The organism is Ideonella aquatica, from assembly GCF_018069755.1.
GTDB lineage: Bacteria > Pseudomonadota > Gammaproteobacteria > Burkholderiales > Burkholderiaceae_C > Ideonella > Ideonella aquatica.
Genome location: NZ_JAGQDE010000002.1, coordinates 209,481 through 236,332, shown reverse-complemented (window position 1 = coordinate 236,332; position 26,852 = coordinate 209,481). Strand labels below are relative to the sequence as shown.

Here is a 26,852-nt window from a genome sequence, read left to right as displayed (position 1 = left end):
GTGCTTTCCTTCAGACCTGCCGCAGGGCGTCGACAACGTTCATGTGGGCGCCGCGGCGCGCCGGCAGCCAGGCCGACAGCGCGGCCACCAGCGCGATGCCCACGGCACCGGTCATCAGCAGCCGCAGCTCGCCCCACAGGCGCACGGTGATGCGCACCGCATCAATGCGCCCCGGCGGCGTCCAGCTCAGGCCGCTGTGGTTGATCAGCCAGGCCAGCGACAGCGCCACGGCCAGGCCGATCGCCGCGCTGACCAGCCCCAGCAGCGCGCCCTCGAAGAGGAACATCGCCTTGATGCCGGTGCGGCGCTGGCCGATGGCGCGCAGCGTGCCGATCTCGGTGGTGCGTTCCATCACCACCATGCTCATGGTGTTGCTGACGGTGAACAGCACGATCACCGCGACCAGCACCGACACGGCGGCGAAGACGGCACCGAACATCGCGTTGATCTGGCCGTAGGACGGGTTGAGGGTGCGGAAGTCCAGCACCGCCAGCGAGGCGCCAGCAGGGTCTTCCTTCAGCAGGGCCTCCAGCCGCGCCTGGACCAGGGCCATGTCCTCGGTGCGGTGCAGCTGGACCTGGAGCGCCGTCACCCGCGCCGGCGCCTGGCCGTAGAGCAGGCGCTGGGCCTGGGCCAGATGCATCGAGACGAAGATGTCGTCGATCTCCTTGGCGCCCATTTCCTCGGCCTTGATGGCCTGCAGCGACGCCACGTTCGGCGCCCCCTCGGGGTTGGCCACCAGCAGCTCGATCTGCGTCGGGCGGCGCGCGGTGGCGCCCTGTTCGGCGGCGCTCAGCGCGGAAATGTCGTCGGGCGCCTGGTCGCCCGAGCGAACCGGCGGTGCGGTGTCGATGCAGCCGGTCACGCGCAGGGGCCCGCACAGCTGCAGCGTGCGCGCCAGACCGGCCCCAAGCACCACCGCGTCCGGGGCCGAGCCGGTCAGGCCCAGCGCACGCACCTCGGCGGCGGTGCCGTGGGCGTTCCAGGCCCGCATGTGGTTCTGTCCGTCGGTCTCGACGCCCACGACCACCGCCGTGCGCGACACGCCACGGCCGAAATTGGCCGCGATGCCGGTGAGCTGCAGCACCGGCGTGACCACACGCACCAGCGGGCCGGCCAGCGGGTCTTGCTGCACCTTGCGGGCCAGCGCCTCGTAGTCGGCGATACCGTAGGCCACGGGGTTGCCGCTGCCGTAGGTGAAGTAGTCGCGGTGCTGGATCTGCAGGTGGCCGCTGCGCTGCACGTAGGCAGTCTCCAGACCATAGGCGATGCTCTGGCGGTAGCCGCCGAACATCAGGATGGCGGTGACGCCAAGCACCATGGCGGCCAAGGTGGCCAGCGAGCGGCGGCGATTGCGCAACAGGTTGCGCCAGGCGATGGCAAGCAAGGTCATGCTGCGAGCTCCGAAGTGGCTTCTTCTTGTCGATGGATGGCGACGATGCGGCCGTCACGCATCTGCACCGAGTCGTCAGCCTGCTCCATGAGCCCGGGGTCATGCGAGGAGAAGACGAAGGAGACGTGGTAGCGGCGCTGCATGTCGCGCATCAGCGCGAGGATGGCGGCGCCGGTGCGGCTGTCGAGGTTGGCGGTGGGCTCGTCGGCCAGCACCAGGCTGGGCCGGCTGGCCAGCGCGCGGGCAATGGCCACGCGCTGCCGCTGGCCGCCGGAGAGCTCACCGGGCCGGTTCGGCGCGCGGTCAGCCAGCCCCACCGCCTCGAGCAGCTCGAGCACGCGTTCGCGCCGCTCGGCCGCGGGCACGCCGGCCAACCGCAATGGGTACTCGATGTTTTCGTAGGCGCTGAGTACCGGCACCAGGTTGAAAGTCTGGAAGATGAAGCCCAGTCGGCGCGCGCGGAAGTCCGACAGCGCGTTGTCGGACAGGGCCAGCACGTCGACGCCGTCGATGTGCAGCTGGCCGGCCTCGGGGCGGTCGATGCAACCGATCAGGTTCAGCAGCGTGGTCTTGCCGCTGCCTGAGGCGCCCGAAATGACCGTGAAGCGGTTGGGCAGGATGTCGAGATCGATCTCCTGCAGGGCCGGGACATCGACCGCGCCCAGGCGGTAGGTGCGGGAGATGCCCCGCAGGCGGACGTGAGGATTCATGGCTGATGAGGGGCGTAGGGAAGTTCAGTGGAGTGGCGCAGCAACAGGGCTGAGCAACTGCCGCCAGCGCCGCAGTTGATCGACAGCGCGGTGTCGACGCGGGCCGCGCGGGCGTGCAGCGGCACGTTGTCCAGACCCACCCGGGGGTCAGGCTGCTCGAGGTGGATCGTCGGCGGCAGGAAGCCGTCGCGCATGGCGGCGAGCACGCAGGCCGCGTCCAGCGCGCCAGCCGAGCCGGCCGGGTAGCCATACATCGGCTTGGTTGAGCTCACCGGCAGACGCGCGCTGCGCTCGCCGAAGACCTTGCGCAGGGCGCGCGCCTCGGCCAGATCCTTGTCGGTGGCGGCGCCGTGGGCGTTGACGTAGTCGACCGCATCGGCCTCGACGCCCGCGCGGTTCAGCGCACGCTGCAGTGCCAGCGCCAGCCAGCGGCCGGTCGGTTCAGCGGCGCGGCCGGCATGGGCCTCGGAGCTGGAGCCCCAGCCAAGGACCTCGGCCATCGGGCGGCCGCGGCGCGCGCGCAGGTGACGCTCGGACTCCAGACACAGGACACCCGCGCCTTCGCCCATCACCATGCCTTCGCGGCGGCGGTCGAAGGGCCGCATCGGCCCGCGGGTCAACAGCCGGGCGCCATTCATGATGGCCAGCGTGGGCAGGTCGATGAAGTCGGCGCCGCCGCACAGCACGACGTCGAAACGACCGCTGGCCACCGCCTCGCTGGCGTAGCCGATGGCGATCGACGCCGAGGTGCAGGACGAGCTGAACGCCAGGTTGGTGCCGCGCCAGCCCAGGCGGCTCTGCAGGCGACGGCCGATCGCTCGGTGGGGAAAGTCCTGGGCCAGCGCCAGGTCGCCCTCGCCCTCGCGATAGGTCTGTTGCACGAAGCGCAGCTTGTTGTCGGCGCCGCCGGAAGCGGTGCCGAAGAGCAGGCCGGCACGTTGCGGATCGACCTGCTGCGGCGCCAGGCCGGCGCGCCGCAGCGCCTCACGCGAGGCGGCCAGCGTGAACTGGACCAAGGGGTCCATGGTCGACAAGTCTTCACCGGGCAGCGCCGAGGCAGCGTCGAAGTCCTGCACCTTGCAGACCTGCAGCCCGCTCTGTGCCACCACGGGGCCAAAGAAGCGCTCGGCCGGCGCTGCGCCGCAGTCGCCGCGGCGCAGCGCGGCGGCAAAGTGGTCGAAGTCGCAGCCGATCGACGAGACCACGCCGACTCCGCTGACGAAGACGCGTTCGCGGCCGCCGGTTGCGGCGGGTTGCGGGGTGCTCATGCGGGGATCTCCTCAGCGTGGCGCAGCAAGGCGCTGGCGCTGTGGCCGTCGTGGCCATGGGCGGCACACAGGATGGCGCCGCGACCGGGCAGGGTCTGTGCCGCCTCGGACACCGGCAGCGCCAGGCCATCGCGCAGCTGCTGGCAGCCGGTGGTGCCGGGCAGGCGGTCCTCGTGCAGGCTGCGCGTGGCGGCAATGAGTGAGAACAGGCCGGTGGCGGCACCGGCCTCACCGAGCGCGCCACGGACATTGGTCACCGCGGGCATCGGCTGGGTGGCCAGGCAGCGGTGCAGCGCCCGCGCCTCGGCGGCCTCGCTGCGCTCGCTGCAGTGACTGCCCGCATAGACGGCCTGGACCCGCGGGTGCCCGGCCTGGGCCAGGGCACCGCCGAGCGCTTCAGCCATGGCCTGCTCGTCGTAGCCGACCAGCGCACCGTCGCCGATGTCACCGGCTGCCAGGCCGTTGCCGGCCACCCAGGCCAGCGGCACGGCGCCGCGGGCGCGTGCATGCGTCAGGGTCTCCAGCACCAGGGCGGCGCCGCCCTCGCTCCAGGCCGTGCCGTTGGCGCGGCGGTCGAACGGACGCACGGCCGTCTGGGCACCGTCGTCCGGGCTGAGCAGGCCCATGCGGCGGGCCATGGGCCGGGTGCCTGAAGGGCGATCGTGGCCGGTTTCATCGGCCGCGGCCAGCACCACCGCCGGTGCCAGGCCGAAGCGCAGCAGGTCGCAGGCGACGGCCAGCGCGGACAGCCCGGCGCACCAGCCGTTGGGCAGGTTCATCAGCGGGCCGCGGTAGCCGTGTGCGTGGCTGATCACCGACGAGGGACCGCGCAGCGTGTCGGACATCGCCTTCATGTCGGGCATCTCGAAGCGCGCGCTGCGAAAGGCCTGCTCCAACGCCTGCGCCACATCGACGCCCGAACTGCCGCAGGCGGTGGCGAACAAGACCGCCACGCCCGCGCGATCGACCTGCGGCGCATCCAGGCCGGCCTGGGCGATGGCCTCCTCGGCCGCAGCGAAGGCCAGCGCAGAGACCGAGCGACGGCTGTCGCCGGCATCAGGCGCCGGCTGCGGCGCCGCGGCCTGCGGCACGCGACCAGCCAGGCCGGCCGCCGGCCATTCGGTGTCGGGCTGCAGCAGGCAGTGCCCTTCCAGCAGCGACGACCACAGCGCCTCGACGCCAGCGCCGAAGGGCCCGATCGCGCCAACGCCGGTGAGCACGACGGTGCCATCGTCGGTTGCCATCATGCGGGCTCCGACGCCACCGTCAGGTCGGCCGTGGCGACCACCTCGCCGCGCACTTCGGCGCGCGCGCTGATGCGCATCATCGCGCCGAAGCGCTTGATGCATCGCGCACTCAGCTCAAGCTGGTCGCCGGGCACCACCGGCGCCTTGAGCTGCAGGTGGATGCTGACCAGGTAGGCACGGCCCATGCCGTCGCCGGCGTCGTCACCGACGAAGGCCGAGGTCTGCGCCATCGCCTCGCCGATCAGCACGCCGGGAAGCACCGGGTGGCCCGGGAAGTGGCCCTGGAAGTACCACTCGTTGGCGCTGACGCTCTTCACGGCCACGGCCTCGCCATCGCCGTGGCGCAACACGCGGTCGATCATCAGGAAGGGATAGCGGTGCGGCAGCCGGCGGCAGATGCCGGCGACGTCAATTTCCTGCTGGGTGACGGTGTTCATGCGGACAAGGCCTCTTCAGGGGGGGTGGCGGCGTGGGGAAACATCGAGCGCAGCACAAGGGCGCAGTTGTTGCCGCCGAAGCCGAAGTTGTTGGACAGCGCCGCGCGGATCCGGTGCGCACGCGCCTGGTTGGGGACCACGTCGAGATCGCAGCGCGGATCACTGACGCGGTGGTTGATCGTCGGCGGCACGAAGTCGCCGCGCATGGCGGCCACGATGGACGCCGCTTCGACCGCGCCGGTCGCGCCCAGCACGTGACCGTGCATCGACTTGGTCGAGCTGACGGGAATGGCGTCGGCGCGCGGTCCGAAGACCTTGCGGATGGCGCGCGTCTCGACCTCGTCGTTGTGGCGCGTGCCGGTGCCGTGGGCGTTGATGTAATCGATCTCGTCGACAGTCAGGCCGGCGTGGCGCAGCGCCCGGGTCATCGCCAGCGCCGGGCCGCGGCCGCTCGCGTCGGGCGCAGTCATGTGGTAGGCATCGGTGCTCATGCCGTGCCCCGCGACCTCGGCCATTGGTCGCACGCCGCGGCGCCGGGCAGATTGCTCCGACTCGATCACGAAGACCGCCGAGCCCTCGCCCAGCACCAGGCCGGTGCGGTCCTTGTCGAAGGGGCGCATGGCCTCGCGGGTGACGTTGCGCAGCGCGTTAAAGCCCGCCACGGTGGTCCGCGTCATGGTGTCGACGCCGCCGGCCAGCACGATGTCGAGTCGGCCGTGGCGCACCAGATCGGCGGCATGTCCCAGCGCCACGTTGGACGACGAACAGGCGGTGCTGAACGCGATGTTGGGGCCCTTCAATCCGAACTCGCCGACGATGCGCGCGCCGGCCGAGTACAGCATGTAGTCGCACAGCAGACTGGCGAAGGCGTGGCCGGTGCGCGCCTGGCGCTCGTAGTAGCGGTAGCCGTTGACGATGCCGCCGACCGTGGTGCCCATCACCACCCCGACGCGCAGCGGGGCAAAGTCGCCACGGCCCAGCGCCGCCATCCGCATCGCCTGGCGTGCCGCCACCACGCCCATCTGCGACGAGCGGTCCATGCGACGCAGCGAACGCCGGTCGAAGTGCTCCAGCGGATCGAAGGGCCGCACCTCGCTGCCCAGGCGGCCGGGCACGGCACTGGCATCGAAGGCGCTGATCTCGTCTGTGCCGCAGCGGCTGCTGCGCAGCGACTCGGCCAGGCTGTCGAAGTCGCGGCCAATGCTGGACAGCACACCGATCCCGGTGATGCATGGCTTGTTCATGCGGGGCATTCCTCTGGCAGTTGCGCCGACCGGACACGGTCGAGCACGTGGGTGATCGAATCGGGCAGGCGCAGCAGCATCCGGCCCTGGCGGTCGAGCACGGCCGAGACCGTGGTGCCGGTGGCCAGCAGGCGGCCGCTGCGGGCGTGGGTGATCTGGAAGTCGCAGCTCACGCGGGCCACATGGCCACTGAGGCGCAGGCCCGCCTGAACGACGAGCTCGTCGCCGTAGCGCGCGCTGTGCAGGTAGCGGCAGCTGGCGTCGACGATGGGCATGGCATGGCCCTCGCGGGCCAGCCCGAACAGGTCCACGCCCAGGGCCGTCATCAGCGCGTCGCGGGCCTCGTGAAACCAGACGAGGTAGTTGGGGTGGTAGGCCACCTGCATCGGATCGCATTCGCCAAAGCGCACGCGCAGCCGGTGGCGGTGGCACAGCCGCCCTTGGGGGTCGAGCCACAGGTTCATGTCGTCCTCCGTGCTTCGGGGGCAGCGTCGAGCCGCACCAGGCTCAGACGGGCGCGGCCGGCGCGCCGGTCGCCGACCGCTGCCGGCTCGGCCAGCCGCCAGCTGCCGACGATGGCGCTGGGGGCTCGGCCGGCAAGCAGCAGTTGGCGGCCCGCAGCGACGGCGGCCAGTCCGACGTCGGCCCGGCCGCACAGGGTGTAGGTCGGGCCCTGGGTGCGCCAGCGCATCGCCACACAGGCCAGCGGGATCGACGGCAGGGCGTTCGAATAGGCCAGTGGGGCGAGTTGACCGGCACGCAGGCCCAGCTCGAAGCTGCGGTAGCTCTCGACGCTGGCCAGGCTGACGCCCATCACCAGGGCCGCGTCACGCAGCGCGGGCTCGGTCAGACCGCCGCCTTGCAGCGCCAGTTCGACGCCCAGCAGGAGCAGACGGGCATCGCGGTTGATGCGGAAGGCGTCGGCCCAGCCGACCTGCTCGCGGTAGCGCTCATCGAGTTGCGCCAGTGGCAGGTCCAGCTGCAACAGGGGCTGCAGGCGCACGCTCATGGTTCGACCCTGCGCAGCACCACGGCCGCGTTGGTGCCGCCAAAGCCGCTGTTCATCGAGACGGCCGTGTCGCCGCGCCACTCGCGGGCGGCGCCGCGCACGAAATCCAGGCCGGCAAAACGCGGGTCCGGCCGCTCCAGGCCGAGCGTCGCCGGTACCAGGGCATCCTGCAACGCCAGTGCGGCGGCGATGACTTCGGTGGCACCAGCGGCACCGCAGAGGTGGCCGGTGATCGGCTTGGTGGAGGTGACCGGGATGCCGTCGAGTGCCTGCCCGAAGACGCGCCGCAGTGCCGCGCATTCCATCGCGTCGTTGTGCCGGGTCGCCGTGCCGTGGGCATTGATGTGGCCGGGCAGTTCGTCCAAGGCGGCGTCGTCGAGGGCCTGGCGCAGCGCCTGCGCGGCGCCAGCGCCGCTGGGGTCGGGGGCGGTCAGGTGGGCCAGGTCGAGACCGAAGCCGTAGCCGGCGATCTCGGCCAGCGGCTCGGCACCGCGCCGACGCGCGTCGTCCTCGCGCTCCAGGACCAGCGCCGCAGCGCCCTCGCCCAGCGCCAGGCCGTCGCGCTCGGCATCGAAGGGGCGGCAGCGCCGGCCCAGTGCGCGCAGCGCGACAAAGCCTTCGTAAAGGAAGGGGGTCATGACCTCGAAGCCGGCCACGATGGCTTGCCGCAAGCGACCCTGGCGCAGCGCATCGAGCGCCAGCCCGACCGCGGCCGACGAGGCCGTGCAGGCGGTGCTCAGCACGCTCACGCGGGCCGGATCCAGCCCCCGCCCGGCCAGCAGCGGCCCCAGGTCCCAGGGCGACGGCGCCGCGGCGTCGGCGCCGTCGCGCGACAACCAGTGGTCGTGGTAGCCATGCACGGTGCCCAGGTACAGGTGGGCCTGCTGCAGGTCCTGCGTCAGGCCGGCCTGGGTCAGCGCCTCGTCGAGCGCTGCCAACAGCAGCGCCTGGCCGCGCGGGACGGCCGGGTCGTGCGACAGCGTCACCTGGCCCACCCGGCCGGCGGTGCGGTAGGGTGGCGAGGCGTCCAGTGGCGTCAGGCCGCTGCGACCTTCGGTCAGGGCGCGGCGCAGGGCCTCGACGCCGAGCCCGACGCCGGAGACCGCGCCCATGCCGGTCACGACAATGCGCATGCGGTCTCCTCGTCATGGGCCAGCAGGGCCTGGCGCTCGGCGGCCGTACCGGTGCCGACGCAGCGCAGATGCGGCAACTGGCGCAGCGCCAGGCCCTTCAGCGTGCGGCCCGGTCCCACTTCGACCGCCCCATCGACGCCCAGCTGGCCCATGCCGGCCATCGTGGCGACCCAGTCGACCGGCCGCAGCATGTGGCCGAGGAATTCCTGGCGCAGGTCGTCGGCGTGCTCCAGCGTGCGGCCGTCGGCGTTGCCCAGCAGCGGACAGCAGGGCGCGTGCCACTGGGCCGCCTCCAACAGCGCATCGAAGCGCGCCGAGGCCTCGGCGAACAGCGGGGTGTGGTACGGACCGGCCACCTGCAGCCAGCTCAGGCGCGCGCCAGTGGCGGCCAGCGCCGGGTACAGACGCCGCAGGTCGGGCAGCAGGCCGGCCAGCACGGTCTGGCCAGGCGCATTGCGGTTGGCGATCCACACCTGCGCTGCGGCGCGGTCCAGGACCTCGCGCCAGGGGCCGTCGCTGGGCGCGGCGACGGCCAGCATGCCGCCATCGACGCGCTGGTTGACCTCGTGCATCAAGCGGCCTCGTGCCACCACCAGGTCCAGCGCGGTGTCCACGTCAAGCGCGCCGCAGGCCACCGCGGCACTGAACTGGCCCAGGCTGTGGCCGGCCACCGCGACCGGACGCAAGCCCCGCGTGCCCAACAGCCCGGCGGTGGCGACCGACAGCGCGAAGATGGCTGTTTGCGCCACCGCGGTCGCCGCCAGGCTGGCGCGCGGGCCGTCGGCCATCAGGCGGCGCAGATCCACACCCAGGCGCTCACCGGCGCGGCGGCACAGATCGGCGGCGGCCGGCTCGTCGCGCAGCAGCTCATCGCCCATCCCCGGCTCCTGCGAGCCCTGCCCGGGGAACAGCCAGACGCGCTTCATCGCGCGGTCTCCAGCACGATGCTGGTGTTGACGCCGTTGACCCAGTAGGCATTGCACAGCACGGTGTCGATGGCGTCCGGCGGCTCGTCCTGGCCGGCGATACGCAGGCCCCAGTCGGGGTCTGGCTGCTCGCAACCGACGGCTGGCGGCAGCAGGCCGGTATCGAGCGAGGACAGGGCCGCCACGATGTTCCAGAGCGCGGTGGCGCCACGCGCCTCGCCGACCACGCCGCGGATATTGGTCAGCGGCGGCTGCTGCGGACCGAACACCCGCTGCATCGCGTGGGCCTCGGCGCGGGCGGCGTCGAGCGTCCCGTAGGCGCCGGAGTAGACCGCATCGACCTGCTGGCGGCCAGCCATGGCCAGTGCGGCCGTCATCGCGTCGTCAAGCGCCGGCGTGCCGGCGTCCTTGGCGCCAACGCCAAACTCGTCCGAGGTCACCGACCAGCCGGTCAGACGGGCCAGCGGCGTGACGCCCCGGCGGCGGGCCGACTCGGCGGTCTCGAGGACCACCGCCGCGGCGCCCTCGCCCAGCCGGGTGCCGTTGGCGCGCCGGTCGAGCGGGCGCGTGGCGTCGTCACCGCCGTCGTTCGGCGTGGTCATGCCCAGCGCGCGGTAGGCCTGCTCGGCCACCGGCGCCAGCTCGTCGGACAGCAGCACCAGCGCGATCTCGGCGTGGCCGAACTGCAGCATGTCGGCTGCGGTGGCCAGTGCGTGACCTCCGGCGGCCCAGCCCATGGGCAGCGCCACCAGGGGGCCGCGGAAGCCGAACTCGATGCCCACCCAGCTCGCCGGCGCGTTGAACACGCTTTCCTGGAACCACAGCGGCTCGACGCCGGTCAGGCCCTTGTCGACCAAGGCCGCGAGCATGCGCTGCGTCAGCGAGACCGGGCCGGTGCCGGTGCCGTAGACGATGGCGACCTCGTCGCGGTCGACCTGTGGGTCGCTGTCCAGCCGGGCTTGGCCGATCGCACGGGCTGCGGCGGCCATCGCGTACTGCGAGGTGCGCGGGCGTCGATGGCCGTCACGCGAGTCGTGGAAGCGCCGCAGGTCGAAGTCCGGCAGGGTGCCGGCGTCCACGCAGGGCGGCAGCGGCAGCGGCTGCCCGGCGGTCAGGGATGACCACAGCGACTGCGGGTCGTCGCCGAAGGGGCCGACCGCACTGGCGGCGGTGATGACGAGCTCGGGGTGCATGCAAGAGGTCCTTGTCGGTCAGTTCGCGGCCAGGGCCAGCTCACGAGGGGGGGTGACGGGCGGCGTGAACCGAGCCGCATCGGCCAGCAGGCCGGGGACCAGCGACTCGGCGGCATTGGCGCCGGAAATCATCACGGTCTCGATGCCCGAGCCGAGCGCGCTGCTGCCCACCAGGTACAGGCCTGGAACGCTGGTGCGGCCGTTGTCGAAGCCCTCGGGCCGGCCGCTCCAGCCGTACAGCGCGCCGCCTATCGAGTGGCCGTAACGGGCGTAGGTGAGCGGACTGGCGTCGGTGCGGTAGAGAACATGCTCGTGCAACTCGGGCACGACCTGTGCCGCCTGGCGCAGCAGCCAGTCGCCGAAGCGGCGTTTCCGCACCGCGTAGGCCGGCGTGGCGCGCCAGTCGTCGTGCTCGGCGTCTGCCGGGAACCAGTTCGCGGTGTCGCTGAAAATGGTGCGCACCTCGAACACCGAGCAGCCCGCCGGCGCGGCGCCCGGGTCGACCAGCGAGGGCACGTGAAAGGCGTAGTTGGCGTCAACGGTGTACGAGCGCAGACGCTGCGGCACGAAATCGACCGCCAGGTAGACGGTGAATCCCGAGGGGGTGGGCTTCATCGCCGCCAGAGCGCGCGCCACCTCGGGCGAGACCGCGCCAGGCTCCAGCAGTTCGCCAAAGGTGCGGCGGATGTCGGCGTTGGAGATCACCACCGCTGCGGCGATCTCCCGCCCGTCGTCCAGGCGCACGCCGCACACCCGTCCGGCGCGCAGCATGATGCGCTCGACCGAGGCGTTCGACAGCACGGTGCCGCCACGTTCCTCGACGGCTTCGGCCAGGGCGTCGGGCAGACGGCCGGTACCGCCTTCGGGGTAATAGCCGCCGACGAAGTAGAAGCGGAACAGGTCGGCGGCACGGGCCACGCTGAGCGTGTCGCGGTTCTCCGTCAGGTAGTGCGACAGGCGCAGCAGCAGCGCCGCCACCTGCGGGCGCGTCACGTGTCGCGCCAGCAGTTCGGTGACCGGTCGGTCCTTCCACTGGTGGGCGAAGGCGTGCCGCTCGGCGAAGCTGCGCAGCTCGGCCTCGCCACGCGGCTGGCGCGGGACGCCACCGTTGTGGGGCGCCAGGCTATGGCGGGCGTCGGCGACCAGGCGCATGGCATCGAAGAAGCCGCGGATGCCCTCGGCCTCTTCAGGGAACTGGCCGCACAGCGTGTCCTGCCATTCACGCCAGTCGTGCGGCACATCCAGCGACAGACGGCCCTGACGGTAGGTGTGCTCCAGCGGCCGCCAGCGCACTTTGTCGTCGGCGCCCACGCGTTGCAACACCGCGCGGATGGTGCCGCCCGGGTGGGCGCCGGAGAAGTCCATCGCGCCGGCATCGAAGCGAAAGCGCTTCATCTCGCCCTGGTGGCGGACCTTCCGGTACCAGCTGTGGCAAAAGCCGCCCAGCACAGGCTGGCGCTCGACCACCAGCACGCGCGCACCGGCCTCGGCCAGCAGCGCGGCCGAGGTCAGGCCACCGACGCCTGCGCCGACAACGACCACGTCGTAGCTGGCAGCCAGCCGGTCGCGGTGTCGCCGCGAGGCGCTGGCTTGCGGAAGGTCCGCCGCGCTCACGCCGACGCTCCCTTGGCGGTGCGGGTGACGAACATCGGCGCCGATACCGCGCGCGCCACGGCCTGGCCGTCGGCAGTGCGGGCGACGAAGGACACGCCGACCCAGCCGAACTCCGGCTCGATGTAGGCCACGCCCACCGACCGACCCAGCGTGTGCGAGAACTGGACGCTGGCCAGCACACCGACGTCGCGCTCGCCGATGTACAGGCGGCTGTTCGCCGCCGGTGCCGGCGAGCCCTCGTCGAACATCACGGACACGCAGCGCGCACGCGGTGCCTGACGGGCCACGGTCAGCGCCTCGGCGGCAGCCAGATGCGCCTTGCCGAAGTGGACCATCCAATGCAGCCCCGCCTCGATGGGCGAGTAGCCCGCAGGGATGTCCCGCGCGACCAGCGAGCGCATCTCCAACTGAAGCGCGTCGAGCACCTCGGCGCCGACGCGGGCGATGCCGAACGGGCGGCCGGCCGCCTCCAGTGCCGACCAGGCGGCCTCGGCATGCTCGGCGGGCACCAGCACGCGGTACTCGAACTCACCGGTGCTGCCCATGCGGAAGATGGTGCCGCGCAGCAGCGCGTTGGCCTCGGCCGACAGGTAGGGCAATCCGACGATGTCGTCGCTGGCGGCGCTGATCATCACGTCCTGGGCCACCGGGCCGAGCGTGGCGATCCACGCGTGGCTGCGCCGCTGGTCGACCAGGGTGGCGCCGCGCGCCGCCAAGGCCTGGGCCAGGTGGTCGTGGAGGCGTTCGGCCGCCGCGGCTTCGGTGAAGACCTGGAAGCCGCCATCGACGCGAAAGACGGTGGCGATGGCCACGATCGAGGCGTCCTCGGCCAGGAACAGCGCCGAGATGCCGCGCCACGGGCGCAGGCGCGAGAGGTCCACGCTGACCAGCTCATCCAGCGCAGCCTGGGCGGTGGCGCCGGTCACCAGGAAGCGACCCTCGGTGTCGAGGTCGATCAGCGCAGCCGATTCGCGGCACAGGTCGTAGCTGCTCTTCATGCCGCCACCTCCGCCGCCTGGGTGCGCTGTTCGACCAGGTCGACCAGCGTGTTGATGGAGCGGAACGATGCCAGCTCGTCATCCGACACGGGCACGTCGAACTCCAGCTCGATCAGGATCGCGATCTCCAGCGCGTCGACCGAGTCCAGGCCCAGGCCGGTGCCGAACAGCGGGCTGTCGTCGGCGATCTCGTCAGGCGTCAGCTGCAGTGACAGCCGCTCGATCAGGGCCTGCTTCATGCGGGCCGTCAGGCCGCGTCGGCGCTCGGCGATCTCGCCGGCTTCCTCAAGGGTCAGTTGGTGACTCATATGTAAGCTCCTCCGCTCACGTTGATTTCCGTTGCAGTCAAATAGGACGACATCTCCGAAGCCAGGAACAGGCAGACGTCGGCCACCTCACGCGGCTGTCCCACCCGCTGCAGCGGGACCATGGCAGCGATCTCTTCCAGGGTGTCCCTGGGAATCTGACGGGTCATCCGCGTGTCGACGAGGCCCACCACGGCGGTATTGACCAGCACGTTGTAGGGCGCCACCTCGCGTGCCAGCGACTTGGCGAAGCCGATCAGGCCGGCCTTGGCGGCGCTGTAGTTGGCCTGGCCGGGGCGGCCCGAGAGGGCCGAGATGGACGACACATTGATGATCCGGCCCCAGCGGCGCTTCATCATGCCCTTCACGAAGGCCTTGCTGCAGTGGAAGGCGCCGTCCAGCGAGACGCCGAGCACTTCGCGCCACTCCTCCTCCTTCATGAAGGCCAGCGGCTTGTCGCGGATCACGCCGGCGTTGTTGACCAGGATGTCCACGCCACCGAAGCGTTCCTGCGCTGCCGCCGCCAGGCGAGCCACGTAGGCGGCGTCGCTGACGTCGCCGACGCTGGCCAGCACCGGGGCACCCAGCGCGCTGATCTCCTCGATGGTCTGCGCCAGCTCGGCGCTGTCGGTGCGCGCGTTGACCACCAGCTGCGCACCGTGTCGTGCCAGATTGACGGCGATGGCGGCACCGATGCCGCGCGCGCCGCCGGTGACCAGGGCAGTCCGGCCCCGGCACAGGTCACTTGTCCAATTCACGCTCAGTCCCTCCCTTGTCAATGGATGTCGGCCACCGCGGCGGCCGGTTCGCTGGACTGGCCCTGCTGCAGCAGCGCCAGCAGATCCGCGCGGCGCAGCTTGCCGGCCGCGTTGCGCGGCAGGCTGTCAGCAACGATCAGCGGACGCGGCAGGAAGACGTCGTCGACCGTGCCGCGCAGCGCGTCGAGCACCTCCTGCGGCGCATGGCCGGGCCTGAGCACGACCACCGCCGCAGGCCGGTCGGCCTCGGCGCGCTCACCGGGCTCGGGCATGAAGTAGGCCGCGTCGGCGACCATCGGCAGCGCCGACAGCTTCTGGTTGAGCGCGGCCAGCGAGTGGCGCTTGCCGAACACCTTGAGCAGGTCACCTTGGCGGCCGATGATGTGGAAGCCGTCGCCGCAGGGCTCCAGCAGGTCTGCCAGCGGCACCGGCCCGGGCAGGTGCGGGGCGACGAAGGCATGCCCTTCACCCTGCGGCAGCACACACCCGCCTGGCAGCGGTTGCCAGGGCGGCATCACCTGTTCGTCGACATGGCGCTGGCGGAAGGCGATGCTGCCGGTTTCGGTGCTGCCATAGCATTCGGTGATGGGTACGCCAAAGCAGTGCGCGGCCGCGCGCGCCAGTTCGCTCGACAGCGGGCTGGTGGCGCTCACCACCCCGGCCACGTTGGCCACGCGCAAGCCCAGCTCGACGCAGCTCTTCATGTGCACCGGCGTGGTGATCAGCCACAGCGGCCTGTCGCTGTCCTGGCCCAGCCGGCGCAAGCGCGCCGGCGTGACAACGCGCTCGGGCACGCACTCGGCGCCGGCCAGGCGCGGCAGCCAATAGGCGAAGCTGTAGCCGAAGGTGTGCTCCAGCGGCAGCGTGGTGACAAAGCGCGCACCGTTCAGGCTGGGGCCCAGCACCTCGATCACCGCCGCCAGCTCGGTGCGCAGGCGTTCGAGCGTCTTGGCCTGTGCGCTGGGTGCGCCGGTGCTGCCGCTGGTGAACAGCAGGGCCAGCGGCTGCGGCGCGGCGGTCGGCCAGTCCGCTGCCTCGGGCAGGCTCGCAACATCGATCGGTGACCACGCCGCCAGGCGCGGATCCTCAGGCCGGTCGGTGAGCACCACCACGTCGGGCTGGTCGCGCAGCAGCGTGGCCAGCTGCTGCCAGTCACCGGCAGGGATCAGCCAGGCACTGCGGCCCTGGTTGCTCGCCCACCGGTGGGCGCGGTCGAATGCGGTGTGGGTGGTGCAGCACAGCGCCGCGGCGCGGAGGGTGTCAGGCATGGAGGGAGTCCTCGAGCGAATCCAGGGCGGCGACCTGCGCCGCGGTGAAGGTGCGCTGCCAGGTGGCGCTCTGATCGACGCGGTAGGTCCAGGCCCGCTCGCCCTGCGCGCTGAGTGCACGCGCGTCGGCCAGCCATCCGGCGGCGGCGCACAGGCGCTCGACGAGGGGGCCGGGCTCGGCGCGCAGGTCGTCGAAGCGGACCCGGTGCAGGTCGGCGGACGGCGCCAGGCGCGCCCATTGGCGCGCCTGCTCGGCCAGGATCGGGGCGTAGACCTCGCACACCAGGGCGGCGACGCGCGCCGGGTCATCCAGCCGGATCAGGCGCGATCGGCCGTCGAGCAGGAACTGCACCAGCGAGTTGGCGACCGATTTCAGGTCGCGCTGCAGGTAGCCCACCTGCAGCCCACGCGCGCGCGCCCAGGCCATGACCTGGGCAGGCGGCAGCAGGTCGTCGTGGGTGGGTTGCACGATGAAGCGCGCGAAGCTGCGCAGGCCGTGATCGGCGACCAGGCGCGGCGCCTCGGCGCCACCCTCGCGGTGCCGCGCCAGGTACTGGCCGTAGCGCTGGGCCAGCAGCCTGTGCGACGGGCTGTCGGCGCTCAGCAGCTCCTGCACCCGCGGATGCCAGCCGCTGGCCTGCAGCTGCGCCAGCAGTTCTGCCGGCCCCGGGTGTTCAATGCCGAACACCGCATGCAGGCCGCTGGCCCGCTCCAGGCAGCGGGTCAGAAACATCGTGCCCGACTTCGGGCTTGACACCACCAGCAGGCCGGTGCTGCGCACGCCCGGCCTGGACAGAGGTTCGCGCAGGGCATTCATCGCAGGCGCTCTCAGCAGGCACCGGCCAGGTCGGCCGCGCTGGCGGGGCTCAGCGCGCCGCTGCGCAGCAGGCCGCCGACATCCTTCAGGCCGCTGCCGGTGACCACCACGACGGCGGTCTCGTCGCGCTCGTGGGCGCCGTAGCGCTTCGCGCCGGCATAGGCGGCCGCGGCGCCCGGTTCGGCGAAGACGCCCGAGAGCCGCGCCAGCTCGAGCAGGGCCGTGAAGATCTCGTCGTCGCTGACGCGCAGGAACTCGCCCTGGCTGTCCTCGATCGCCCGCAGGGCCTTGATGCGATCGCGCGGCAGCGCCACGCTGATGCTGCTGGCGGCGGTCTTGCAGGGGCGCCGCTCGGCCCGGTGCGGGCCGGCGCCTTCGCGCCAGGCGCGGTACATGTAGTCGCTGCCCTCGGCCTGCACGCCCATGATGTGCGGCACGCGATCGGTCAGGCCCATTCGACGCAACTCGTCGAAGCCCTTGTAGACCGCGCCGACGATGCAGCCGTTGCCCACCGGCACGAAGACCCGATCGGGCAGCGTCCAACCCATCTGCTCAAAGATCTCGAAGGCCACCGTCTTCTTGCCTTCGGTCATGTACGAGTTGATGCCGGTGCTGCGGTTGTACCAACCGTTGTCGCGGCAGGCGGCGTGGCAGGCAGCGAAGGCTTCGTCGTAGCCGCCCTCGACCTCGATCACCTCGACGCCGTAGGCGCGAATCTGCGCGAGCTTTTCTCGTGCGGCGCTGGTCGGCGCAAAGATCACGCAGCGCAGGTCACTGCCGGCAGCCATGCAGGCCAGCGCCGCGGCGGCGTTGCCGGTGCTGGCGGCCGCCACGGTGCGCACGCCCATGTCGCGCGCCAGTGCCACGGCCAGCGCGCTGGCGCGGTCCTTCAATGAGCCGCTGGGGTTGCGGCTGTCGTCCTTGACCAGCACCCGGCCGATGCCGCGTGCCGGAAGGCGGTACAGCGGACTGCCGCCGGTGTGGGCCGGTGGCAACTGCGCGCCGCGGACCGGCAGCAGGGCGCGGTAGCGCCACATGTCGAAGCCCGGATGCGACAGCACCTCGTCCTTGAATCCGCGGCCGATGGCACGGTAGTCGTACTCGACATCGAGCGCGCCGTCGAGGTCGCAGTGCGGGCAGCTGTAGCCGATCTGGTCCGTGAAGAAGCGCGCCTCGCAGCGCAGGCAGCGCATCGTGGCTTGGCTGGCATGACTCATCGTGATTCCTGTCCTTCAGGTGGGCTGGCCTGACCATCGACGCAGGCTGGCGCTGCAGGGCCGTCTGGAACGGCCCCGGCGGTCGGGTCGAAGGGGGCGTGGGGCGGGGCCCCGCGGCTCAGCGGGGGGCGGCCATGATGGCGTCGATCGCCACCAGCGTGCCGCGTGCCAGCGTGGCCGCACCGACGGTGGTGCGTGCCGGGTAGGGCTGCGGGAAGTACTCGGCCATGATCGCGTTCATGGTCTGGAACTTCGAGATGTCGGTGATGTAGACGGTGACCTGGACCACGTCTGCCAGCGTGCCGCCGCAGGCCTCGGCCATGGTGCGCAGGTTGCGGAAGGTCTGGTGCACCTGGCCCTCGAAGCCGCCTTCGGCGATGTCGTTGGTGCCGGGGACCACCGGGGTCTGTGCCGCCAGGAAGATGATGTTGCCGACTTTCACGCCTTGCGAGTAGGTGCCCAGCGGCACCGGCGCCTTGTCGGTGTAGATGATGCTGCGCTCGTCATCGGCGCGGCGGGCGGCTTGCTCGACGGCGTCGAGTTCGGTGGTGCGTGCGATCTGGTTCATGAGTTTCCCTGAGCAGTTGAAGTGTCGAAGGACCGTCTGCGCGGCCTCGTCAACGGTGATGGCGGTATTCCCTCGTTATTCCAGTTCGGCGACCGCGACCACCTTCTGGTCGCGGGCCTTGTCCATGCGTTCGGGCGCCACGTCGGCGCGGTCGATGCCAGCCAGGTCGTCCGGCAGCGCCGAGCCAGTGGCCAGCGCCGCACACAGGCGGGCCATGGCCGGTGCGGTCTGGATGCCGTAGCCCCCCAGCGCGGCGCACCAGATGAATTCGGGGCGCTGCGCGTCGGGCCCGATCACCGGCGAGCGGTCGGGGGCGAACACGCGCAGGCCGGCCCAGCGGTTGAGCACGCGACGCGGGCGCAGCGTCGTGGCGCGCTCCAGGCGGTCCATCGTGATGGCCACGCCGAGCTCGTCGGGCAGGGCGTCGCAAGGCTCGCTGGGCGTTTCGTCGCAGGGCGACACCAGCAGACGGCCGACGTCGGGCTTGATGAAGACCTGCTCGTCGACGGTGCCGATATAGGGGCAGCGGCTGACGTCTTGCTGCGGGTCCACCACCACCACGGTGCGCAGCAGCGGTCGGATGCCCAGCGGCGCCACGCCGCTGCGGCGGGCCAGCTCGTCGGCCCAGGCGCCGCCGGCGTTGACGATGCGCCCGGCGTGGACGCGCTCGCCGTTGTCCAGCGTGATGCACCAGCCGCTGCCCTGCCATTGCGCGGCGACGATGCCGGCACCGGTGCGCACCATGCCGCCGCGTTGGCGCAGACCGCGCAGGAAGGCGGTGTGGATGGCGTGCACGTCGAGATCGAAAGCGCTGGGCTCGTGGATGCCGGCCACCCAGCGCGGGTCGAGGAAGGGAACCAGCTCGGTCATCGCCGCCCGGTCCAGCCATTGGGCGCTGGGCACCTGGGCCCGCACGGCCTGGTAGCGTGCCTGCAGCTGGCCCCAGTGCTCGGCGTCGCCAACGATCAGTGCGCCGCGCGGCGCCTTCAGCGCCTGCGAGGTCCACTCGGCCGGCGGCTGCTCATAGAACGGCCGAGAGGCGCAGGTCAGCTGGCGGATCAGCGCATTGCCGTAGCTTTCCATCGAGATGGCCGCCGAGCGACCGGTGGTGTGGTAAGCCATGCTGGTCTCGCGCTCGAGCAGCAGGACGCGGCTGTGGCGGGCCAACTCGGCGCCGACGGCGACGCCGGCAATGCCGCCGCCGATGACGGCGAAATCGATGGGTCCTTGCATGGTGTGGTCTCTTGGGTCAGGTTGCGAGCGGGGGCTCAGGCCTTGTTCAGGCTGGCTGGCGGCGCCAGCGGCGCGGCCTGCCAGGGCCGGTGCAGCACCAGGTAGGCGAGGCCGCCGATGACCAGGCCCCAGAACGCGGCACCCAGGCCCAGGAAGCTCATGCCCGAAGCGGTCACCAGGAAGGTGATCACACTGGCGTCGCGGTGCTTGTCGTCCTGCACGATGCCGGTCAGGCCGGTGGTGATGGCGCCGATCAGGGCCAGGCCGGCCAGCGCGGCAATCATTTCGGCGGGCAGCGATCGGAACAGCAGGGCCAGCGCACCGCCGAACAGTCCGATGACGATGTAGATCAGACCGCAGGCGATGCCGGCGATGTAACGCTTGTCTGGGTCCTCATGGGCTTCCTTGCCCGTGCAGATGGCAGCGGTGATCGCCGCCAGGTTGACGCCGTGCGAGCCGAAGGGCGCCAGCAGCAGCGAGCACAGACCGGTCAGCGCGATGATGCCGCGGGCGGGCACCGTGTAGCCCGAGGTGCGCAGCACCGCCATGCCTGGCACGTACTGGCCGGTCAGCGTGACCAGCGCCAGCGGCAGGCCCAGGCTGAGCACGGCGTGCCACGACCACTGCGGCGCCACGAACACCGGGGCGACCAGGGTCAGCTCCAGCTGCGACAGGTGGGTGCTGCCCGCGGCCATGGCGATCGCGATGCCGATCGCCATCACTGCGGCGATGGCATAGCGGGCCCAGACGCGCTTGAACACGACGAAGGTGGCCAGCATCGCCAGCACCAGCAGCGGGCTGCTGCCGACCGAGGCGAAGACCTGGGTGCCAAAGCGCAACAGGATGCCCGCCAGCAGCGCCGCAGCGATGCCCTTGGGAATGCGCTCGATGAAGCGGTCAAAGGCACCCGACAGGCCGATCGCGGTGACCAGCAAGGAGCTGACCACGTAGGTGCCGATCGCCTGCGGCAGCGGCAGGCCCGGCAGCATCACCACCAGCAGCGCAGCGCCGGGCGTGGACCAGGCGGTGATCACCGGCGTACGCAGGTGCCAGCTCAGCAGCAGGCCCGAGATGCCGCTGCCGATCGAGATGGCCCAGATCCACGACGAGGTCTGCTCGGTGCTCAGGTGCGCCAGACTGGCGGCCTGGAACACCACCACCAGCGGTCCGGCATAGGAGATCAGCACGGCCAGCAGGCCGGCCACGATGGCGGACAGTGAAGCGTCTGCGCGCCATTGACGCAAGGTGTTGTGCATGATGTTCAGCGGTAGACGGGAAAGCGGTCGCACAGGGTCTGGACCGCCGCGCGCACGCGCTGGCGCACGGCCTCGTCCTGCGGCGCCTGGACGATGTCGGCCACCAGGTGGGCCACCTGGCGCGACTCCTCGATGCCGAAACCGCGGGTGGTCATCGCCGGGCTGCCCAGGCGAATGCCGCTGGTGACCATCGGCTTGTTCGGGTCCTTGGGGATCGAGTTCTTGTTGCAGGTGATGCAGACCGCGCCCAGCGCCTGCTCGGCGTCGCGGCCGGTGATGCCCTGGGCCTGCAGGTCGACCAGCATCAGGTGGCTCTCGGTGCGGCCGGAGACGATGCGCAGACCGCGCGCCGTCAGGGTCTGCGCCATGGCACGGGCGTTGTCCAGCACCTGTTGCTGGTGGCGTCGGAACTCGGGCCTGGCGGCCAGCTGGAAGGCGACCGCCTTGCCAGCCACCACATGCACCAGCGGACCGCCCTGGATCCCAGGGAAGATGGCCGAGTTGATCGCACGCTCGTGCTCGGCCTTCATCATGATGACGCCGCCCCGCGGGCCGCGCAGGCCCTTGTGCGTGGTGGTGGTGACGAAGTCCGCGTGCGGCACCGGATTGGGGTACACGCCGCCAGCCACCAGGCCGGAGTAATGCGCCATGTCGACCATCAGGTAGGCGCCGATCTCACGAGCCACCCGGGCAAAGCGCTCAAAGTCGATGCGCAGCGCGTAGGCCGAGGCGCCGGCGATGATCATCTTCGGGCGCAGCTGGCGCGCCGTGCGCTCCATGGCGTCGTAGTCGATCTCTTCGCGCGGATCCAGACCGTAGCTGGCGACCTTGAACCACTTCCCGCTGATGTTCAGCGGCATGCCGTGGGTCAGGTGGCCGCCCTCGGCGAGGCTCATGCCCAGGATGGTGTCGCCCGGCTGCAGCGCGGCGAAGAACACCGCCTGGTTGGCCTGCGAGCCCGAATGCGGCTGCACGTTGGCGGCCTCGGCGCCGAAAAGTGCCTTGAGGCGATCGATGGCCAGGCGTTCGGCCTCGTCGATCACTTCGCAACCACCGTAATAGCGCTTGCCGGGGTAACCCTCGGCGTACTTGTTGGTCAGCTGCGAGCCCACGGCCTGCATCACCGCCGGCGAGGTGTAGTTCTCGGAGGCGATCAGTTCAATGTGTTCTTCCTGGCGGCGGCACTCGCGGCGAACGATCTCCCAGATCGCCGGATCGGTGCGCTCCAGGCTGTCCCGGCGCATGTCGTACATCGGTCTCTCCCTATTGCATCGATGCAAATTGATCTAATGAATCAAACGCATCGATGTGAACTCTATTTGAATCGATTCAATCGGTCAACATGTCCGACCATTAACCTGTGGCATTGGCCTCATCGGTGCACCAAAGGTGTGAATAACCGGGGATCCAGCGAGGTCGACACATTGCACTGTTTCAAATAAACTACGAATCTGCTAACATTGCATCAGTGCAAGGAGCCCAGAACCCCATTTGGTCGCCGAACATCCAGAACCTTGACGGAGCCATCTACGAACGCATCGCGGCGGCCCTTGAGCGCGACATCCGCGCCGGCGTGCTGCGGCCGGGCAATCGACTGCCGACCCTGAAGGAGTTGGCTGCGCTGGTCGGCGTGACGCCAGGCACCGTGAATCGGGCCTACGAACTGGCCCAGCGCCGCGGGCTGGTGGAAGGGGAAGTCGGTCGCGGCACCTTTGTCCTCGACAGCGTCCAGGCGCCGGCCTACCCGGCGCCCTCGCCAGCGCCGGCGCCCACACCGCTGTCAGAGATCGGTCAGGAACTGGTGGATCTGTCGATCGTGAAGCCCAATCTGTTGCTGCAGGAGCCCCATGTGCGTGCGGCACTGGGCGAGCTGGCGCGGTCCTCGTCCCTGCCCGACATGCTGGACTACACCCCCGACGGCGGCCACCCGCTGCACCGCCAGGCCGGAGCGGCCTGGATGCACACCGGCGGCTTTCCAGCGCGTCCTGAGCAGGTGCTGCTGACGGCCGGGGCGCAGCACGGCCTGTGGGTGGCTGTGAACGCACTGACCCAGCCGGGCGACCTGGTGCTCTGCGAGTCGCTGTGCTATCCGGGCGTGGCCTCGGTCGTGCTGAGCCTGGGACGGCGTGTGCGCGGCGTGCCGCTGGACGCCGAAGGCATGCGGCCGGACGCCCTGCGCGAGCTGTGCCAGCAAGAGCGCCCGGCCATGGTGATCGTGATCGCCAACTACCAGAACCCGACCACTTCGGTGATGTCGGTCGCCCGGCGCCATGACATCGCGCAGCTGGCCCGCGAGTTCGACACGATCCTGCTGGACGACGACCTGTATGGCTTCCTGTCGCCCACACCGGTGGTGCCGCTGGCCACGTTCGCCCCCGAGCGCACCGTCTACCTCACCAGCCTGTCGAAGTCGGTGGCCTCGACCATTCGCCTGGGCTACATGCACTGTCCGCCAGAGTGGCTCTCGCGCATGACGGCTGCGGTGCGGACCAGCGTCTGGATGGTGTCACCGCTGGCCGCACAGCTGGCCACCAACCTGATCAACAGCGGTCGCGCGGCCGAGATGGCCCGCGCGCAGCGTGAGGAGGCGCGGGCACGCCAGCTGATGGCGCGCGAGGTGCTGGGCCAGTTCGAATACCGCGCGCAACCCACCGCGTTCCACATCTGGCTCCGATTGCCTCCGCGCTGGTCCAGCGGCGAGCAGTTTGCCGCGCTGGCTCGTGGTCATCAGCTGCTGATCGCGGGTGGCGATGCCTTCGCCGTCAATCGCGACGACGAGGCGCGCCACCATGTGCGTGTGGCCATCATGGCGTCCACCCGAGACCGCATGCGTTTCGTGCTGACCAAGCTGGCCGGCCTGGTGGACACCCCGGAGTCCACCTGGCTCTGAGGCAGGGCGCGGACCGCTTCGCAGGCGCTGGCGCGGCCGCGCTCGGCGGACACCGGGTTGGTACAGCCTGCAGTCCTGCCCTGCCAGCGGCCCATGGCGCTCGTCACGCCATCGACACGCCAGGTCGCGACGATGCACAGCGTCGTCACCATCTCCGCAAGGATCAAGACATGACCATCAAGACCTGTGCATGGGCCGCTGCGATGCTGCTGGCCTGTGGCGCGCACGCGCAGACCTTGACCGGCTGGGCGCTGATGCCCGCCGCCACCTTTGCCGATGGCCCCACCTCGGGCCAGTTTGCGGCGCCCAACCCCTACGGCACCCACCTGCCGCCCTATCTGGACCAGCAGCCGGTGCAGGGCTTGTCGGGCGTGCTGCCGGGGCCGCGGCGCCACAGCTTCCTGTTCCTGGTGGACAACGGCTTTGGCGCCCAGGCCAACTCGGCCGATGCGGTGCTGCGCGCCTACACGCTGAAGATCGACTGGAAGACGGCGCGCGGCGGCAGCGGCAGCGTCAGCCCGGCCGACCTGGCGTCGGACCGCCCGCGCGATGCCTTTGATGCCCGCACCCGCCTGGAATTCAACGACGCCCAGCACCAGGTGCCCTGGGCCATCCAGGCTGATTTTGAGCATTACTACAACGACCCAGCCAAGCCGGAAGTGGATGCCGCGGTGCGCGAGCGCCGGCTGCTGACCGGCGCTGATTTCGACATCGAGTCGATCCGCCGCGACCACAACGGCCACTACTGGCTGGGCGATGAGTTTGGCCCCTACCTGCTGAAGACCGACGCCCAGGGCACGCTGCTGCGCGCGCCGATCGCGCTGCCGGGCGTCTACGCGCCCGAGAACCACGAGGTGCTCAGCGGCCAGGCCAACGCCAACCTGCCGGGCAGCGGTGGCTTTGAGGGCATGGCGCTCAACGCCAGCGGCACCCAGCTCTACACGCTGCTGGAGAAGACCGTGGCGGGAGACCCGGCCAAGACGCTGCGCATGGACCAGTTCGACCTGGTCAACGAGGCCTACACCGGTGTGCGCTTCCACTATGTGCTGGAGGCCGCGGGCACCAACATCGGCGACATGGTGGCCGTCGATGACCAGCGCTTCATCGTGATCGAACGCAACGGCGCCACCAACACCGGTGGCGGCACGCCCTTCAAGAAGCTCTTTATGGTGGACCTGAACGGCGTGGCGCCGGGCGGCACCGTGCAGAAGACCGAGCTGGTCGACCTGATGAACCTGGCCGATCCGCATGACCTGAACGGCGACGGCAGCCAGGTCTTCACGCTGCCCTATGTGACGATCGAGAACGTCACGGTGATCGACGACCGCACGCTGCTGGTGGCCAACGACAACAACTTCCCCTACGGCGGTGGCCGCGCGCTGGCGGCCGATGACACCGAGTTCCTGCGGATCAAGCTGCCGGTGTCGCTGAGCGGGCGCTGATGCCCACGCACGGCGGGCCGGCGCACCGGTCCGCCGTGACCCATCTGACAAATGCCCCGGCAAGAGGGCTCAATTCCAGCCGCCAGCTGCCGACAAAGTGGCGATCATCGATCGCCCCTTTCTCGCCCGCATCGCATCCCAAGCGAGCAGCCGGGCCATTCCCAAGACCTGGAAACGGCGCTGGAGACACGCATGCTGAACAACCTGAAGATCACGACGCGCCTGACCGCGACCTTGGCGCTGCTGGTGGCGCTGCTGATGGCCCTGTCAGGCCTGGCGCTGTGGCAGATGGGCGCGATGCGCGCCTCCACGCACGAGATCACCGCCAACTGGCTGCCCAGCGTCTCGCGGGTGAACGCCATGAACACCAACACCTCGGACTTCCGCCTGGGCGAGGTGCGGCATGTGCTGAGCACCGACGACGCCGAGATGGCGCGCCTGGAACAGGAAATCGCCGCCGTCAAGGCCGACTTCGACAAGAACCGCGACGCCTATGTGGCGCTGATCAGCAGCGCGCAAGAGCGCCAGCTCTACGACAGCTTCGCCGCCGACTGGAAGACTTACCTGGCGATGCACGACACGCTGCTGGCGGCTTCCCGCAAGAACGATACCGACACCGCCCGCAGGCTGCTGGAGACCGAGAGCCGGCAGGTCTACGACCGCGCCAGCGCCACGCTGCTGAAGCTGATCGAGCTGAACAACGCGGGAGCCGCCACTGAAAGCGCCAAGGCTGAAGCGGCCTACTCCGAGGCCCGCTGGTCGCTGGCGACAGGTGTGCTGGTGTCACTGTCCGTGGCGGTGGTGGCCGGCCTGTGGCTGGTGCGCTCCATCGCCCGGCCGCTGGCACGCGCCGTGGAGGCCGCCGACCGGGTGGCCGCGGGCGACTTCAGTCAACCCATCCAGGCCGATGGCGAGGACGAGGCCGCGCGCGTGCTGCAGGCCTTGGTACGCATGCAGAACAACCTCTCGACAGTGGTGTCCGGCGTGCGCGCCAACTCCGAGAGCGTGGCCACCGCCAGCGCGCAGATCGCCCAGGGCAATGCCGACCTGAGCCAGCGCACCGAGGAACAGGCCAGCGCGCTGGAGCAAACCGCGGCCACGATGGAACAGCTCGGCTCCACGGTGCGCAACAACGCCGAGAACGCCAAGCAGGCCAACCAGCTGGCGCAGGGCGCCTCCAGCATCGCCGCTCAGGGCGGCGAGGTGGTGGGCCGGGTGGTGAGCACGATGCAGGGCATCAGCGACAGCAGCCGCAAGATCGGCGACATCATCGGCGTGATCGATGGCATCGCCTTCCAGACCAACATCCTGGCGCTGAACGCGGCGGTGGAAGCCGCGCGCGCCGGCGAGCAGGGCCGCGGCTTTGCCGTGGTGGCCAGCGAGGTGCGCTCGCTGGCGCAGCGCAGCGCCGACGCCGCCAAGGAGATCAAGAGCCTGATCGGCCGCAGTGTCGAGCAGGTGGAGCAGGGCACGGTGCTGGTCGACCAGGCCGGCAAGACGATGGACGAGATCGTCGGCTCGATCCGCCGCGTCAGCGACATCGTGGCCGAGATCTCGTCGGCCACGGTCGAGCAGAGCTCGGGCATCGCCCAGGTGGGCAATGCAGTGGGCCAGATGGACCAGGTCACGCAGCAGAACGCCGCGCTGGTCGAGGAAAGCGCCGCCGCCGCTGAAAGCCTGAAGACACAGGCACAGCAGCTGGTGGAGACGGTGTCAGTGTTCAAGCTGTCGCACGACGCAGCCCGGCCCGCGGTCAGCCCGCGCGCCATGCCGGCGCCGGTGGCAAAGCGCCCGGCCGCGCCACGCGCGGCAGCCGTCCGCGCCCCAGCCGCCACACCCGCCGAGGCCGTTGCCACTGCCCACGCAGACGACGACTGGGCCTCGTTCTGACACCCATGAAAAAGGGGCGCCTCGCGGCGCCCCTTG

The 26,852-nt window shown here is 70.7% G+C and carries 25 protein-coding genes; 3 read left to right on the top strand and 22 right to left on the bottom strand.

Features of this window, described 5'->3' with window-relative positions; all coding sequences use genetic code 11:
- Positions 1–10 precede the first annotated feature (10 nt).
- The 22 genes from KAK06_RS03245 to glyA all read right to left on the bottom strand — a co-directional run bounded on the left by KAK06_RS03245 (position 11) and on the right by glyA (position 21,847).
- Positions 11–1,393 (bottom strand): ABC transporter permease, encoded by a 1,383-nt coding sequence (locus KAK06_RS03245; protein ID WP_210800366.1) that lies wholly within the window; start codon positions 1,391–1,393, stop codon positions 11–13.
- On the bottom strand, positions 1,390–2,103 hold the full coding sequence (locus tag KAK06_RS03240; RefSeq protein WP_210800365.1) for an ABC transporter ATP-binding protein: 714 nt from the start codon (positions 2,101–2,103) through the stop codon (positions 1,390–1,392). Before KAK06_RS03240 ends, KAK06_RS03245 begins: the two co-directional genes overlap by 4 nt.
- A complete protein-coding gene (locus KAK06_RS03235) occupies positions 2,100–3,371 on the bottom strand; it encodes a beta-ketoacyl-[acyl-carrier-protein] synthase family protein (protein WP_210800364.1) in 1,272 nt (423 codons plus the stop codon). Before KAK06_RS03235 ends, KAK06_RS03240 begins: the two co-directional genes overlap by 4 nt.
- Entirely contained in the window at positions 3,368–4,618 is a 1,251-nt protein-coding gene (locus KAK06_RS03230; protein WP_210800363.1) for a beta-ketoacyl synthase N-terminal-like domain-containing protein, read from the bottom strand. The genes KAK06_RS03235 and KAK06_RS03230 overlap by 4 nt, the downstream gene beginning before the upstream one ends.
- A complete protein-coding gene (fabZ, locus tag KAK06_RS03225) occupies positions 4,615–5,055 on the bottom strand; it encodes a 3-hydroxyacyl-ACP dehydratase FabZ (protein ID WP_210800362.1) in 441 nt (146 codons plus the stop codon). The genes KAK06_RS03230 and fabZ overlap by 4 nt, the downstream gene beginning before the upstream one ends.
- Positions 5,052–6,299, bottom strand: a complete 1,248-nt coding sequence (locus tag KAK06_RS03220; protein ID WP_210800361.1) for a beta-ketoacyl-[acyl-carrier-protein] synthase family protein — start codon at positions 6,297–6,299, stop codon at positions 5,052–5,054. Before KAK06_RS03220 ends, fabZ begins: the two co-directional genes overlap by 4 nt.
- Positions 6,296–6,763, bottom strand: a complete 468-nt coding sequence (locus tag KAK06_RS03215) for an acyl-CoA thioesterase (RefSeq protein ID WP_210800360.1) — start codon at positions 6,761–6,763, stop codon at positions 6,296–6,298. The genes KAK06_RS03220 and KAK06_RS03215 overlap by 4 nt, the downstream gene beginning before the upstream one ends.
- The gene (locus KAK06_RS03210) at positions 6,760–7,308 is read right to left on the bottom strand and encodes a beta-ketoacyl synthase N-terminal-like domain-containing protein (protein WP_210800359.1); all 549 of its coding nucleotides are present in this window, start codon (positions 7,306–7,308) and stop codon (positions 6,760–6,762) included. The genes KAK06_RS03215 and KAK06_RS03210 overlap by 4 nt, the downstream gene beginning before the upstream one ends.
- Positions 7,305–8,441 carry a beta-ketoacyl-[acyl-carrier-protein] synthase family protein gene (locus KAK06_RS03205; RefSeq protein WP_210800358.1) on the bottom strand — a complete coding sequence of 379 codons (1,137 nt, stop codon included), beginning with the start codon at positions 8,439–8,441 and terminating at the stop codon, positions 7,305–7,307. The genes KAK06_RS03210 and KAK06_RS03205 overlap by 4 nt, the downstream gene beginning before the upstream one ends.
- Positions 8,426–9,367 carry an ACP S-malonyltransferase gene (locus tag KAK06_RS03200; protein ID WP_210800357.1) on the bottom strand — a complete coding sequence of 314 codons (942 nt, stop codon included), beginning with the start codon at positions 9,365–9,367 and terminating at the stop codon, positions 8,426–8,428. The genes KAK06_RS03205 and KAK06_RS03200 overlap by 16 nt, the downstream gene beginning before the upstream one ends.
- A complete protein-coding gene (locus KAK06_RS03195; protein ID WP_210800356.1) occupies positions 9,364–10,560 on the bottom strand; it encodes a beta-ketoacyl-[acyl-carrier-protein] synthase family protein in 1,197 nt (398 codons plus the stop codon). Before KAK06_RS03195 ends, KAK06_RS03200 begins: the two co-directional genes overlap by 4 nt.
- Positions 10,561–10,578: 18 nt before the next feature.
- Complete coding sequence (locus tag KAK06_RS03190; protein ID WP_210800355.1) at positions 10,579–12,174, bottom strand: phytoene desaturase family protein; 1,596 nt, start codon at positions 12,172–12,174, stop codon at positions 10,579–10,581.
- A complete protein-coding gene (locus KAK06_RS03185; protein ID WP_210800354.1) occupies positions 12,171–13,172 on the bottom strand; it encodes a glycine cleavage T C-terminal barrel domain-containing protein in 1,002 nt (333 codons plus the stop codon). Before KAK06_RS03185 ends, KAK06_RS03190 begins: the two co-directional genes overlap by 4 nt.
- On the bottom strand, positions 13,169–13,480 hold the full coding sequence (locus tag KAK06_RS03180; protein ID WP_375140871.1) for an acyl carrier protein: 312 nt from the start codon (positions 13,478–13,480) through the stop codon (positions 13,169–13,171). Before KAK06_RS03180 ends, KAK06_RS03185 begins: the two co-directional genes overlap by 4 nt.
- Complete coding sequence (locus tag KAK06_RS03175) at positions 13,477–14,235, bottom strand: 3-oxoacyl-ACP reductase family protein (protein WP_210800353.1); 759 nt, start codon at positions 14,233–14,235, stop codon at positions 13,477–13,479. The genes KAK06_RS03180 and KAK06_RS03175 overlap by 4 nt, the downstream gene beginning before the upstream one ends.
- A gap of 17 nt (positions 14,236–14,252) precedes the next feature.
- A complete protein-coding gene (locus KAK06_RS03170; RefSeq protein WP_210800352.1) occupies positions 14,253–15,503 on the bottom strand; it encodes an AMP-binding protein in 1,251 nt (416 codons plus the stop codon).
- The gene (locus KAK06_RS03165; protein ID WP_210800351.1) at positions 15,496–16,320 is read right to left on the bottom strand and encodes a hypothetical protein; all 825 of its coding nucleotides are present in this window, start codon (positions 16,318–16,320) and stop codon (positions 15,496–15,498) included. Before KAK06_RS03165 ends, KAK06_RS03170 begins: the two co-directional genes overlap by 8 nt.
- An 11-nt stretch (positions 16,321–16,331) precedes the next feature.
- Positions 16,332–17,537 carry a threonine synthase gene (gene thrC, locus KAK06_RS03160; RefSeq protein ID WP_210800350.1) on the bottom strand — a complete coding sequence of 402 codons (1,206 nt, stop codon included), beginning with the start codon at positions 17,535–17,537 and terminating at the stop codon, positions 16,332–16,334.
- A 118-nt stretch (positions 17,538–17,655) separates the two neighbouring features.
- Positions 17,656–18,105 (bottom strand): Rid family detoxifying hydrolase, encoded by a 450-nt coding sequence (locus KAK06_RS03155; protein WP_210800349.1) that lies wholly within the window; start codon positions 18,103–18,105, stop codon positions 17,656–17,658.
- 75 nt (positions 18,106–18,180) lie between these two features.
- Complete coding sequence (locus KAK06_RS03150; RefSeq protein ID WP_210800348.1) at positions 18,181–19,338, bottom strand: NAD(P)/FAD-dependent oxidoreductase; 1,158 nt, start codon at positions 19,336–19,338, stop codon at positions 18,181–18,183.
- A 35-nt stretch (positions 19,339–19,373) separates the two neighbouring features.
- Positions 19,374–20,594, bottom strand: a complete 1,221-nt coding sequence (locus tag KAK06_RS03145) for a benzoate/H(+) symporter BenE family transporter (RefSeq protein WP_210800347.1) — start codon at positions 20,592–20,594, stop codon at positions 19,374–19,376.
- Positions 20,595–20,599: 5 nt separating this feature from the next.
- Positions 20,600–21,847 (bottom strand): serine hydroxymethyltransferase, encoded by a 1,248-nt coding sequence (gene glyA, locus KAK06_RS03140; RefSeq protein ID WP_210800346.1) that lies wholly within the window; start codon positions 21,845–21,847, stop codon positions 20,600–20,602.
- A 215-nt stretch (positions 21,848–22,062) separates the two neighbouring features.
- On the opposite strand from glyA, the gene KAK06_RS03135 reads away from it, so the two are divergent.
- From KAK06_RS03135 to KAK06_RS03125, 3 genes are all read left to right on the top strand, one after another.
- On the top strand, positions 22,063–23,484 hold the full coding sequence (locus KAK06_RS03135; RefSeq protein ID WP_210800345.1) for an aminotransferase-like domain-containing protein: 1,422 nt from the start codon (positions 22,063–22,065) through the stop codon (positions 23,482–23,484).
- Positions 23,485–23,654: 170 nt separating this feature from the next.
- Positions 23,655–24,926: an esterase-like activity of phytase family protein gene (locus KAK06_RS03130; protein WP_210800344.1), complete on the top strand. Its 1,272-nt coding sequence runs from the start codon at positions 23,655–23,657 to the stop codon at positions 24,924–24,926.
- Between the two features lie 192 nt (positions 24,927–25,118).
- On the top strand, positions 25,119–26,816 hold the full coding sequence (locus KAK06_RS03125) for a methyl-accepting chemotaxis protein (protein ID WP_210800343.1): 1,698 nt from the start codon (positions 25,119–25,121) through the stop codon (positions 26,814–26,816).
- The last annotated feature ends 36 nt before the right edge of the window (positions 26,817–26,852 follow it).

Coding starts and splice junctions, on each gene's coding strand:
- KAK06_RS03245 (WP_210800366.1), bottom strand. CDS start 1,393: ATGACCTTGCTTGCCATCGCCTGGCGCAACCTGTTGCGCAATCGCCGC.
- KAK06_RS03240 (WP_210800365.1), bottom strand. CDS start 2,103: ATGAATCCTCACGTCCGCCTGCGGGGCATCTCCCGCACCTACCGCCTG.
- KAK06_RS03235 (WP_210800364.1), bottom strand. CDS start 3,371: ATGAGCACCCCGCAACCCGCCGCAACCGGCGGCCGCGAACGCGTCTTC.
- KAK06_RS03230 (WP_210800363.1), bottom strand. CDS start 4,618: ATGATGGCAACCGACGATGGCACCGTCGTGCTCACCGGCGTTGGCGCG.
- fabZ (WP_210800362.1), bottom strand. CDS start 5,055: ATGAACACCGTCACCCAGCAGGAAATTGACGTCGCCGGCATCTGCCGC.
- KAK06_RS03220 (WP_210800361.1), bottom strand. CDS start 6,299: ATGAACAAGCCATGCATCACCGGGATCGGTGTGCTGTCCAGCATTGGC.
- KAK06_RS03215 (WP_210800360.1), bottom strand. CDS start 6,763: ATGAACCTGTGGCTCGACCCCCAAGGGCGGCTGTGCCACCGCCACCGG.
- KAK06_RS03210 (WP_210800359.1), bottom strand. CDS start 7,308: ATGAGCGTGCGCCTGCAGCCCCTGTTGCAGCTGGACCTGCCACTGGCG.
- KAK06_RS03205 (WP_210800358.1), bottom strand. CDS start 8,441: ATGCGCATTGTCGTGACCGGCATGGGCGCGGTCTCCGGCGTCGGGCTC.
- KAK06_RS03200 (WP_210800357.1), bottom strand. CDS start 9,367: ATGAAGCGCGTCTGGCTGTTCCCCGGGCAGGGCTCGCAGGAGCCGGGG.
- KAK06_RS03195 (WP_210800356.1), bottom strand. CDS start 10,560: ATGCACCCCGAGCTCGTCATCACCGCCGCCAGTGCGGTCGGCCCCTTC.
- KAK06_RS03185 (WP_210800354.1), bottom strand. CDS start 13,172: ATGAAGAGCAGCTACGACCTGTGCCGCGAATCGGCTGCGCTGATCGAC.
- KAK06_RS03180 (WP_375140871.1), bottom strand. CDS start 13,480: ATGAGTCACCAACTGACCCTTGAGGAAGCCGGCGAGATCGCCGAGCGC.
- KAK06_RS03170 (WP_210800352.1), bottom strand. CDS start 15,503: ATGCCTGACACCCTCCGCGCCGCGGCGCTGTGCTGCACCACCCACACC.
- KAK06_RS03165 (WP_210800351.1), bottom strand. CDS start 16,320: ATGAATGCCCTGCGCGAACCTCTGTCCAGGCCGGGCGTGCGCAGCACC.
- thrC (WP_210800350.1), bottom strand. CDS start 17,537: ATGAGTCATGCCAGCCAAGCCACGATGCGCTGCCTGCGCTGCGAGGCG.
- KAK06_RS03155 (WP_210800349.1), bottom strand. CDS start 18,105: ATGAACCAGATCGCACGCACCACCGAACTCGACGCCGTCGAGCAAGCC.
- KAK06_RS03150 (WP_210800348.1), bottom strand. CDS start 19,338: ATGCAAGGACCCATCGATTTCGCCGTCATCGGCGGCGGCATTGCCGGC.
- KAK06_RS03145 (WP_210800347.1), bottom strand. CDS start 20,594: ATGCACAACACCTTGCGTCAATGGCGCGCAGACGCTTCACTGTCCGCC.
- glyA (WP_210800346.1), bottom strand. CDS start 21,847: ATGTACGACATGCGCCGGGACAGCCTGGAGCGCACCGATCCGGCGATC.
- KAK06_RS03130 (WP_210800344.1), top strand. CDS start 23,655: ATGACCATCAAGACCTGTGCATGGGCCGCTGCGATGCTGCTGGCCTGT.
- KAK06_RS03125 (WP_210800343.1), top strand. CDS start 25,119: ATGCTGAACAACCTGAAGATCACGACGCGCCTGACCGCGACCTTGGCG.